We start from the raw sequence: 10,026 nt of genomic DNA, 5'->3' as shown, positions 1-10,026 counted from the left end.
CTTGAGGGACAGGTCGACGGCCGTGTAGCCGCCCTGCGTTCCGTTCGTGTACGTATCGAGGCTGTCGGCCTGAATCGCCGTCTTCGGCGCCCACGTTCCACCGGCCCGGTCCTGGCAGGCGCCCGGGTAGAGGAACCACGTGGTGGTCGCCGACGCCTGCTTCACGACCGTTCCGCTGAGCGTCGCCGTGTAGTTCCCACTCTTAGCCAATGCTCCAATGGCTCCGGCGCGCCCATCGAGGGGCACCCACTGCTGAGCCTTGGGCGGGTCGCTCGCAACCCCTGCAAGTACGGGCAATGCCCACACCGCAAGAGCCGCAAGCCCCAGCATGGCAATTAGGGTTTTCCGCATTTTGACATCCTCCTTAGCGTTTCCTGACTCGAAGTCCTAGTTCGGGAGGACTAACTCTGGAACCGATTTGACACGGGTCTGGTACATCCGGTTGAGCTTGGAGCGCTGCAAGAGGGTTCCGCCCGCTCGCTGGGACAGTGCTCGAGCATCTTGGGCGACCCTGTTCGCGGCTTCGACCGACCTCCTTTCTCTCGTTTTTTTAGTGGTAAGTAGTTGTAAAATAATCTGATAGTAGAGAAGTTTCCGCTTAGCCCTCTCACCCCCTTCGAGCTGCCTGCGTATTGCTGTATCTTCTTATTTTTCAGTCCATTAAACGCAATGAGCCGCACCCGTAGCCCACGCGTTGTCGCGCATCTGGTGTAAAATCAATCGGTTCTAGCGGTTGCGGCTGTTAGAAGGCAAGTTATTTTGCCTCCTTTACCGACCCAGTATAGGTCAAAAACCCGGCAAAGTCAAACGGATTTTTGACCTGGAGCGGATGGGAGGGCCGAGAAATCGGCGATTCTGAGGAAGGTTTGGCGCACGGCGTCAAGCAGCCCCAGCCGGCGCCTGCGGATTGTAGCATCATCGACCATCACCATGACACCCTCGAAAAAGGCGTCGATGGCGGGCCGCAGCCCCAGGAGGTGTTTCAGGGCCGCCCCGTAGTCGGGGTTGTCCGCCTGAAGGTAGGTTTCCATCGCCTGCCGGGCCATCTTGGTTTCCAAGTGCAGATCTGCCTCGACCTTATCGCCGAAGTTCTCGGCCCGCTCGGCCATCGGACGGTCCTGGACGGGCACGTCCTCGGGGTTCGCCGACCGCACCAGATTGGCGGCGCGCCGGTAGCCGGTCAGGAGACCCTCGAAATCGGGACTCTGCCGCACCGCGTCCACGGCCCTGGCCCGCGCCAGCACGTCGAGGGGGTCCCCCGGCCGAACCGCGAGGGTGGCCACGGCCGTATCGTGCGTGATTCCAGCCTCTTCAAGGGCCGACTCGACCCGCAGTGACCAGAATGCGCGAAAATCCGCCGCCCGCTCCGTCCCCAGCCCCGCCTGCGCGAAAAGGGCGTCCGTCCGGGAAGCGGCAGCCAGCACGTCGAGGCGGAGGTTCTTCTCCAGGAGGATCCGAACGATCGCGTTCCCGGCCCGGCGAAGTCCGTAGGGATCCTGAGATCCCGTCACCTCGAGCCCGGCCCGGAAGCCGCCGACCACCGCCTCGAGGCGGTCGGCCAGGCTGACCAGCATGCCGGCGATCGTCGAGGGAAGGGGGTCGGACGGGCCCTGCGGGAGGTAGTGCTCCCGGATCGCCTCGACCACCTCCCGGGGCTCGCCGGAGGCCGCGGCGTACTCGGCCCCGATGATTCCCTGCAGCGTCGCGAACTCCTTCCCCGAGCGGACCATCTCCGAGGCCAGGTCGGCCTTGGAGAGGAAGGCCGCGCGCGAGGCGGTGCCGCGGGCCGACGGCGCGAGGGCCCGCGCCAGGTCCTCCGCCGTCTGGACGATGCGGAGCGTCCGGTCGTGGATCGTGCCCAGCTTCTCGTGCCACACGATTCCCTTCAGGGCGGCGACCTTGGCGTCGAGGCTTTCCTTCATGTCGTTGCGCCAGTAGAACCGGGCGTCCTCGAGACGGGCGCGAAGCACCGCCTGGGTTCCGCGGCGGATCTCGTCGTGCCCCTCGCCGCGGCCGCTCCGGATCATGACGAAGTTCGGAAGGAGCGCGCCGTCCTTGCCTTCGACCGCGAAGTAGCGCTGGTGCGCGCGCATCGCGGTCACGACGACCGGGCGCGGAAGCTCGAGATAGACCGGATCGAACGAGCCCACCACCGGCTCGGGCCACTCGACCAGCTGGACGACCTCCTCCAGGAGCTCGGGATCGGGAACGGGCGCCCCGCCGATGCCGCCGCTGGAGCGGGTCAGCCCCTCGGCGATGGCCGCGCGGCGCTCGTCCGGAACGACCATGACCACACGCTCCCGCAGCGTGCCGACGTAGTCGTCCGGGCGTGGCACGTCGGCCCATCCGGCCGCATGGATCCGATGCCCCTGCGTGCGGCGGCCGGCGCGAACGCCGAACACCTCGACCGGCAGCACCTCCCCGCCCAGGAGCGCCACCAGCCACCGCACCGGACGGGCGAAACGGTCCGTGCCGCTCCAGTGCATCGTCTTCGGGAAATGGAGGCCGTGAATCCAGCCGCTCAGAAGCTCGGGAAGGACCTCCGCCGACGCGCGGCCGGGCTCGGGCACGCTGGCGTAGAGGACCTCTCCCTTGGGACCGGGACGCCGCTCGAGCGACTCGACCGGCTTCCCCACGCGCCTGGCGAATCCCTGCGCGGCGGGGGTCGGCTTGCCGCTCGCATCGAAGGCCACCGCGGCCGGCGGTCCGTAGACCTCCAGCGTGCGGTCCTCCTGGCGCGGGGCCACCTCGTCCACGATGAGCGCGAGGCGGCGCGGCGTTCCGTACGTGCGGGCGCCGGCGAAGCCGAGCCGCGCCTCGCGAAGCCCGGCTTCGGCCAGCGCGCGAAGCTCCTCCAGCGCGGGAGCGACGAACGACGCGGGCAGCTCCTCGCAGCCGATCTCCAGGAGGAGCGATTCCTTCTTGGGCTCAGCCACGGGCGGCCTTCGCGAGCGGTTTCTTCTTCGGGCCGGCCGGGGCGCCCTCGGAAGGCTCGCCGGGCGCCGCGGCGCCCTGGCCGCGCAGGAGCGGATAGCCCAGCTCCTCGCGCTGCTTGAGATAGGCGCCGGCCGCCGCGCGGGCCATCTTCCGGACCCGCGCGATCGTTCCGACGCGCTCGGTCACGCTGATCGCGCCGCGGGCCTCGAGCAGGTTGAACGCGTGGGAGCACTTCACGACGTAGTCGTAGCCCGGCAGGACCAGCCCCTCGTTCAAGAGCCGCATCGCCTCCCGCTCGAACTTCTCGAACAGCTCGAAGAGGAGCGCCGGATCCGACTTCTCGAAGTTGAACCGGCACCACTCGATCTCCCCCTGGAGGAAGAGGTCGTTCCAGGTGTGCTCGCGCGACCACTGGAGGTCCATGATCCGCTCGACCCCCTGGAGGTAGCAGGCGATCCGCTCGATGCCGTAGGTGATCTCGGCGGTGATCGGTTCCAGATCGTAGCCGCCCGACTGCTGGAAGTAGGTGAACTGCGTGATCTCCTGCCCGTCCAGCCAAACCTCCCAGCCCAGACCCCAGGCGCCCAGCGTGGGCGATTCCCAGTCGTCCTCGACGAAGCGCACGTCGTGCTTCGCGAGGTCGATGCCGATGTGGCGCAGGCTCTGGAGATAGACGTCGAGCACGTCGGCGGGCGCCGGCTTCAGCGCGACCTGGTACTGGTAGAAGTTCTGGAGCCGGTTGGGATTCTCGCCGTAGCGGCCGTCCTTGGGGCGGCGCGAGGGCTCGACGTAGGCGGCCCTCCACGGCTCGGGGCCGAGCACGCGGAAGAAGGTCGCGGGATTGAACGTGCCCGCGCCCACTTCGCCCGCGTACGGCTGGACGAGGGTGCACCCCTGGTCCGACCAGAACTGCTCCAGCCGGAGCAGGATCTCCTGGAACGTCTGCGGCTTCTTCCCTTCGGTCACCGTGCCCCCTCCGCGTAGCGCGCGAGCGCCTCGCCGACGCGCTGGGCGCGCAGCCCTTCGAAGCGCTCCAGGTGCGAGGTGAGGAACCGCTCGATCGCGCGGGCGATCTCCACGGTCGGATAGCGCTCCATGGCCCAGCCCGCCATCGACGCCAGCGGATGCTCGGCCAGGGCGAGGAGGGTGCGTCGGGCCTTCTCGGACAGGCGGAACGCGCCGCCGTCATTCCCGCAGGGGGCGCCGCAGAGAAGGCCGCCCTTCTGGGGATGGAACAGGCCTCCCTCTCCCAGGGGGGCGCGGCACTCCAGGCAGGACGAAAGCTCCGGCGCGTAGCCGAGACGGCGGCAGGCCTGGACTTCGAACGCCCGGAGGATCGCCTCCAGGGCGGGGGGCGGCGCCGTGCTCATCGCGCCGAGCGTCTCGACGGCGAGGTCGATCAGCTCGGGGTCCCCCTGCTCGCCGTAGGCGGCGCGCTCCAGGAACTCGAGCACCGACCCCGCGCGGGCGAAGCGGTCGGGATCCTCCCAGAGGGAGGGCCAGAACGCGACGATGTCGGCCTTGGAGAGGAGCTGGAGGTCGCGCGTGAGCTTGCGATAGATGACCGCGGCGATCGAGACCCCCGGCTCCAGCGAGGCGCCGAAGCGGCTCTTGGCTCCGCGCGCTCCCTTGGCGACGCAGCGGAGAAGCCCGAAGTCGCGCGTGAACAGCGTCACGATCAGGCTGGTCTCGCCGAGGCGGTGGGAGCGCAGGACGAGCGCGTCGGTCTGGACGATGGCCATCCTAGCGCCCCTTCTCCAGCGTGGCGCGGGCGTCCGGCTCGGGACGGGGAGCCTCGACGCCGGGCACCGCGTCGAGCGGCACCACCGCCCCCGCCGAGACCACGATCTTGATCGCCTGATCCACCCTCATCGTCGTCGGGATCACCATCTCTTCCGGGTAATAGAGGAGCGGCCCGGTGGTGGGATTGGGCGGCGTCGGAAGGAAGATGCCGCGAAGCGGCTTCCCCGCCGCGTCCGACAGCGAGGCCGGAGCGTTCGAGGTCATCAGTCCGATCGAGTAGACGCCGGGGATCGGGAACGGCACGAGCACGACCTGGTTGAAGGCGATCTTGCGGTCGCCCAGGACCGCGGTGCCGATGTCCTTGACCGTCGAGTAGAGCCCGCGCAGGAGGGGGATCCGGAGGAGCCCCGTGTCGACCAGCTTCCCCAGACGCCGGCCGACGAAGTTCTCCGCGAGCGCGCCCGCGAACATGATGATCACGATGACCGTGAGGAAGCCCAGCCCCGGCACGCCTCCCGGCCGGATGTAGCCGCCGCGCAGCGTCGTCCCGAGCAGGTGATCCACCCAGGTGAAGAGGCGCCAGACGACGTAGCCCGTGATCGCGACGGGCGCGAGCACGAGGAGCCCGGTGAGGAAATGGGTGCGCAAGCGGGAGATCATGAGCTTGAGAAGATATCACGACGCGGGCTACAGAGTCCCGACGAGCTCGGACAATCCCCGCATCACCCGCCGCTCCTCCGCCCACATCTGCCGGCGCTCCCGCGCGGTGTGATGGTCGTGGCCCAGAAGATGAAGGATGCCGTGGACGGTGAGGTGCGCCACCTCGCGCGCGAACGGCCGGCGAGCGGAGCGTGCCTGGGCCCGCGCGGTGTCGAGCGAGATGTAGATCTCACCCAGAAAGACCGGGGCGGCGGGATCCTCGAGCGCGGCCGGATCGGCCAGCGGGAACGACAGCACGTCGGTGGGCTTGTCCACCTCGCGGAAATCGCGATTCAGCGCGCGCACGGCCGCGTCGTCGGTGAGCACGATGGAGACCGAGGCCCGTGGGCGCCTCAGGAGGCGCAGGGCCTCCTTCGCCAGCCGTCTAAGAGTGGTCGATCTTAAGCCGGGACTTCTCTCCGTGCACGACACCGAGGTCGGCGGGACGGCGGCGCTCTTCGTTGGCCGGACTGCCCGGGTAGTGGACGCGCGCGTGGAAGAGCGCGGTGAGGATGGGGATGAAGCTCTCGCGGATGTTCGCGAGATCTTCGAACGTGATCGGGCTTTCATCGAGCTGGCCGTCCTTGACCCTCGCGTCGAGGATCCGGGTCACGACGCCGCGGATCCGGCTGGGCGTGGGCTCGGTGAGCGAACGCGCCGCCGCCTCGACCGAGTCGGCGAGCATGAGCACCGCGGTCTCCTTGGACCGGGGCTTGGGGCCGGGATAGCGGAAGTCGCGCTCCTCGATGTCGCGCTCGGCGTTGGGCGCCTTCGGCGCGTTGAGCGCCTTCTGGTAGAAGAAGCTCATGAGCGTGGTGCCGTGGTGCTCCTGGATGCCGTCCACGATCGCGCGCGGGAGCTTCTCCTTGCGCGCGATCTCGGCCCCCTCGCGCACGTGCGATTCGATGATGAGGCAGGACATGGTCGGCGACAGCTTCTCGTGGCGGTTCCGCGCGCTCGACTGGTTCTCGACGTAGTACTCCGCCTTGTCGATCTTGCCGATGTCGTGATAGTAGGCGCTGACGCGCGCGAGCAGCGGATTGCCGCCGATCGCCGCCGCGCCCGCCTCGGCCAGGCTCCCCACGACCAGGCTGTGGTGGTACGTGCCGGGCGCTTCGAGCATGAGGCGGCGCAGGATCGGCCGGTTCAGGTCGGCCAATTCGAGCAGCGTGATGTCGGTCGTGGCCGAGAAGAGCGACTCCAGAAGCGGAAGCAGGATCGTCACGACGAGGACCGAGCCGAATCCCGAGACCACGCCCCAGAGCGACCGGCGGAGCAGCACGTCCCAGCGCGCGCCGTCCACGAGCCCCATGGCGCCGATCGCCACCATGTAGGCCACCGCGACGACGAGCATCGGACGGTAGAAGTCGCGCCGCCGGCGCACGCCGGTGGCCGAGCCGATCGCGGCGATGCCCGCGAGCGCGCTCCCCGTCAGGAAGGGCAGCCCCAGGCCGAACACGACGCCCGTGAAGAGCGAGGCGGTGAAGGTCGCGGCGAACGCGAGCGCGTTGCCCCAGAGAAGCGCGGCCGTGAGCGAGAGGATGGTGATCGGGATCAGCATCTCGTAGCCGCGGAGCTGGTTCACCACGACCCACCCGACGCTCATCACCAGCGCGGTCAGGATCGCGAGGAGGAAGAGGTGGGGCGTCTCGCGGTAGACCGCCGGGTGGTGGAGCTTCACGTAGCCCAGGAAGCCGATCACCAGGAAGGCCAGCAGCACCACGCGGCCCAGCACCGTCGCGATCCCCTCGCGCCAGTTGTTCTCCGCGTGCATGCGGCTCCGCCACGCGCGCAGCGATTCCAGCTTCCGGATGTCGTCGGCGGTCGCGAGCTCGTGGCTTCCGATGATCTTCTCGTCCTTGCGGACCAGACCGTCGTAAGGGTTCACGGCGTCCCGCGCCTCGGCCCGGAGGCGCTCGGTCGTGGAGGCCTCGAACCGGAGATTGGGCCGCATCGCGACATCGAGCAGCTCCTGAAGCGCCTGCGTGGCCTCGGGGCGGCTGGGGAAGGCGCGCTGCCCCTCCTCCCAGGCGCGGTCGCGCAGCGTGGTGGGGTCGGCGAGCGCCGACCAGGGCTTCTCGAAGCGCATGCCGTCGCGCTCGAGGGCGATGCCGTTGGCGTCGGTGGATGCTTTCGCGCTCTCCAGATCGGGCAGCACGCCGTTGGAATAGACGGTCTCGGCGATGCCCCGCGCGAGCACGAGGATCCGCTTGCCGTCGGGTCCCGAGAGCGCGCGGGCGCCCTCGGCGGAGAGGCCCAGGGATTGGAGCCGCCATCCGCCCCGCTCGCCGGCGCCGCTCTCGGCGGCGCGCAGGGAATCGAGGAGGTCGGTCGTGCCGCGCGCCGCGGCGGGATCCACGGAATAGACCGGGGCGACGCCGCGCGCCGCGAGCGTCTGCTCGTGACGGAGCACGGCGCGGTCCTTGAGGAGATAGAACTGGAAGGGCGCGATCAGGTCCCGCTTCGCGGGAAAGCCCTCGCGCAGCGTCATGACCTCGAACGCGGGGTCCCGCGGCACCAGGAAGCAGGCGAACGCGAGGAACCCGGCGAAGAGCGCGGCGCGCCGAAGCTTGGGGCCGAAGCGCTTCGCCCAGCGCGAGGACGGCGAGCGCCGCTCCTTGCGTTTCGGCTCGAGGATCTGTAATCGGTCTGGCATAGGTTGCGCCCAAGACGGCGGCGCGATCAGCCTCCTTCACCGCCGCGCTTCTGCTCGCGGCCGTTCTCCTCATGCTCCTCGAAGGCGCGGATGATCTCGCGCACCAGATGGTGACGCACCACGTCGCGCTCGTTCAGGTAGACGAACGAGAGGTCGTGCACGCCCTTCAGGATGTTCTGCACCTCGACCAGCCCCGAGACCATGCTCGCGCCCAGGTCGATCTGGGTCACGTCGCCGGTGATGACCGCCTTCGAGCCATAGCCCAGGCGCGTCAGGAACATCTTCATCTGCCCGAGCGTCGTGTTCTGGGCCTCGTCCAGGATCACGAAGGCGCTGTTCAGCGTGCGGCCCCGCATGTAGGCGAGCGGCGCCACCTCGATCACGCCAAGGTCCAGGAACCGGCGGATCTTCTCGTAGGAGAGGAGATCGTTCAAGGCGTCGTACAGCGGCCGGAGATAGGGATCGACCTTCTCCTTCATGTCGCCGGGAAGGAACCCCAGGCTCTCCCCCGCCTCGACCGCCGGGCGGACCAGCACGATCCGCTCGACCTGCCGCGACTTGAGCGCGCTCACGGCCGCCGCCACCGCGAGGTAGGTCTTGCCGGTCCCGGCCGGACCGATCGAGAACACGATGTCGTGCCGCTGAAGGGCGGCGACGTAGCGGGCCTGCCCCAGCGTCTTCACGCGCACGGTGCGCTTGTCGAAGGAGAAGAGCACGGGCCGCTCGTACAGCGTGCGCGACTCCTCGCGGTCACCGGCGTCGGTCAGTCCGATGAAGTTATGGACGTCGTGCTCTTCGAGCACGGCGCCGCGCCGCACGAGATCGGAGAGCGTGGTCAGGATCGCGCTCACCTCGTCCACCGCCGCGGGGTCCCCCTTCACCGCGAGCTTCCCTTCGCGATAGGTCACGTGCACCGGATAGCTCCGCTCCACCAGCCGGAGGTTTGCGTCGTTGCGTCCAAACAGAGAAAGCGGGTCGACGCCCTCGATATCCACGGAGCGCGTCGTTTCGTCCTTGGCGGGATTCGTCATCGAGGAATGCTGAGCTCCTGTCCTGGAAAGATGCGGTCGGGATCGCGCAGGGCGTCCCGGTTCGATTCGTAGATGCGGCGCCATTCCGCGCCGTTGCCGTAGACCTCTTCGCGGCTGCTGATGCGCCAGAGCGAATCGCCCGGGCGCACGCTCCAGCGGCTCGATCCCTCCCCGGAGGCCGGCCGCGGCCGCGCCTCGGTCCCGCCGCGTGCGGCCAGGAGGGTCCGGATATTCTGCTCGTGCCGCCCGGCCTCCGCCAGAAGCGAATCCACCTCGCCGCCCAGCGCGGCGCGGCGCGCCTTGGCCTCGGCCAGCGAGGCCTCCGATTCGCGGATCTCGTCCTGGTACAGGGAGTCCTGCATGGCGAGCTCGTTGCAGTAGTCGTCGCGCTGCTCGCGGCTCAGCCTGGAGAACTCCTTCTCCGAGTAGTAGTCGCCGAGCGAGGCGTCCGCGACGCGAAGGACGGGCTTGCTGCAGCCGGCCGCGCCTCCGGCGATGAGACCGGCCATCATCCACAGGAAAAGGTCCTTCACCGGCGCGTCTTCCGATGCGGGGGTGTCGGTGCGGGCCGCCCGGCATGCGCCAGCGAGTCTTCCAGGGCCTTGGCTGCTTGGATGCGGGCAGCCGCCTCTTCGCGTCGGGCTTCCAGGGCCGAGGCCGCCTCGGACGTTTGCCCCAGATCCCGCTGCAGCGCTTCGGACTGCTGCCGGTGGGCGTCCAGGGTCGAGACCGGGGTCGGGCAGGGGGCGTTGGCGTGGCCGCATCCCGCGGCGGGAGCCCAGGCCAGGACGGCCACCAGGCTGGCGGAGGCCCACGCGCGGGCGGTCGAACGCCGGGCGGCCGGCCAAACGCTGCCGGCCAGGGCGGCGCCGGAAGGGGGTGCCTTCGCCTGCGGCAACCCCTTGCTCCGGATCTGCATCTCTGGAAGTAACCGCTTTTGTATCAATAAGATAATTTGGT

At 69.0% G+C, this 10,026-nt stretch carries 9 protein-coding genes and 1 pseudogene; all 10 read right to left on the bottom strand.

Going from position 1 to position 10,026, the window contains the following annotated elements:
• On the bottom strand, nucleotides 1-210 hold a 210-nt coding region (locus VE326_00375; protein HYJ31654.1), incomplete at its 3' end, for a hypothetical protein.
• 593 nt (nucleotides 211-803) lie between these two features.
• On the bottom strand, nucleotides 804-2,936 hold the full coding sequence (gene glyS, locus VE326_00370) for a glycine--tRNA ligase subunit beta (GenBank protein HYJ31653.1): 2,133 nt from the start codon (nucleotides 2,934-2,936) through the stop codon (nucleotides 804-806).
• Between the two features lie 79 nt (nucleotides 2,937-3,015).
• A pseudogene (gene glyQ, locus VE326_00365) lies at nucleotides 3,016-3,903 on the bottom strand (glycine--tRNA ligase subunit alpha).
• A complete protein-coding gene (gene recO / locus VE326_00360; GenBank protein HYJ31652.1) occupies nucleotides 3,900-4,679 on the bottom strand; it encodes a DNA repair protein RecO in 780 nt (259 codons plus the stop codon). Before recO ends, glyQ begins: the two are co-directional and overlap by 4 nt.
• A gap of 1 nt (nucleotide 4,680) precedes the next feature.
• Nucleotides 4,681-5,340, bottom strand: a complete 660-nt coding sequence (locus tag VE326_00355; GenBank protein ID HYJ31651.1) for a DUF502 domain-containing protein — start codon at nucleotides 5,338-5,340, stop codon at nucleotides 4,681-4,683.
• A gap of 27 nt (nucleotides 5,341-5,367) precedes the next feature.
• Nucleotides 5,368-5,811 carry an rRNA maturation RNase YbeY gene (gene ybeY / locus VE326_00350; protein ID HYJ31650.1) on the bottom strand — a complete coding sequence of 148 codons (444 nt, stop codon included), beginning with the start codon at nucleotides 5,809-5,811 and terminating at the stop codon, nucleotides 5,368-5,370.
• The gene (locus VE326_00345) at nucleotides 5,765-8,035 is read right to left on the bottom strand and encodes an HDIG domain-containing protein (GenBank protein ID HYJ31649.1); all 2,271 of its coding nucleotides are present in this window, start codon (nucleotides 8,033-8,035) and stop codon (nucleotides 5,765-5,767) included. The genes ybeY and VE326_00345 overlap by 47 nt, the downstream gene beginning before the upstream one ends.
• Before the next feature lie 26 nt (nucleotides 8,036-8,061).
• Nucleotides 8,062-9,066 carry a PhoH family protein gene (locus VE326_00340; GenBank protein HYJ31648.1) on the bottom strand — a complete coding sequence of 335 codons (1,005 nt, stop codon included), beginning with the start codon at nucleotides 9,064-9,066 and terminating at the stop codon, nucleotides 8,062-8,064.
• Complete coding sequence (locus VE326_00335) at nucleotides 9,063-9,599, bottom strand: LysM peptidoglycan-binding domain-containing protein (GenBank protein ID HYJ31647.1); 537 nt, start codon at nucleotides 9,597-9,599, stop codon at nucleotides 9,063-9,065. Before VE326_00335 ends, VE326_00340 begins: the two co-directional genes overlap by 4 nt.
• Nucleotides 9,596-9,985: a hypothetical protein gene (locus tag VE326_00330; protein ID HYJ31646.1), complete on the bottom strand. Its 390-nt coding sequence runs from the start codon at nucleotides 9,983-9,985 to the stop codon at nucleotides 9,596-9,598. The genes VE326_00335 and VE326_00330 overlap by 4 nt, the downstream gene beginning before the upstream one ends.
• Nucleotides 9,986-10,026 lie beyond the last annotated feature (41 nt).

The sequence above is a fragment of the Candidatus Binatia bacterium genome, from assembly GCA_035631035.1.
Taxonomy (GTDB): Bacteria; Eisenbacteria; RBG-16-71-46; order SZUA-252; family SZUA-252; genus DASQJL01.
The sequence above is the reverse complement of the archived record's forward strand: the minus strand, read 5'-3'. Positions and strand labels throughout refer to the sequence as shown.

What these genes read in the sequence shown, in the direction of transcription:
- recO (HYJ31652.1), bottom strand. Translation starts at nt 4,679, where the DNA reads ATGGCCATCGTCCAGACCGACGCGCTCGTCCTGCGCTCCCACCGCCTC.
- VE326_00355 (HYJ31651.1), bottom strand. Translation starts at nt 5,340, where the DNA reads ATGATCTCCCGCTTGCGCACCCATTTCCTCACCGGGCTCCTCGTGCTC.
- VE326_00345 (HYJ31649.1), bottom strand. Translation starts at nt 8,035, where the DNA reads ATGCCAGACCGATTACAGATCCTCGAGCCGAAACGCAAGGAGCGGCGC.
- VE326_00340 (HYJ31648.1), bottom strand. Translation starts at nt 9,066, where the DNA reads ATGACGAATCCCGCCAAGGACGAAACGACGCGCTCCGTGGATATCGAG.
- VE326_00330 (HYJ31646.1), bottom strand. Translation starts at nt 9,985, where the DNA reads ATGCAGATCCGGAGCAAGGGGTTGCCGCAGGCGAAGGCACCCCCTTCC.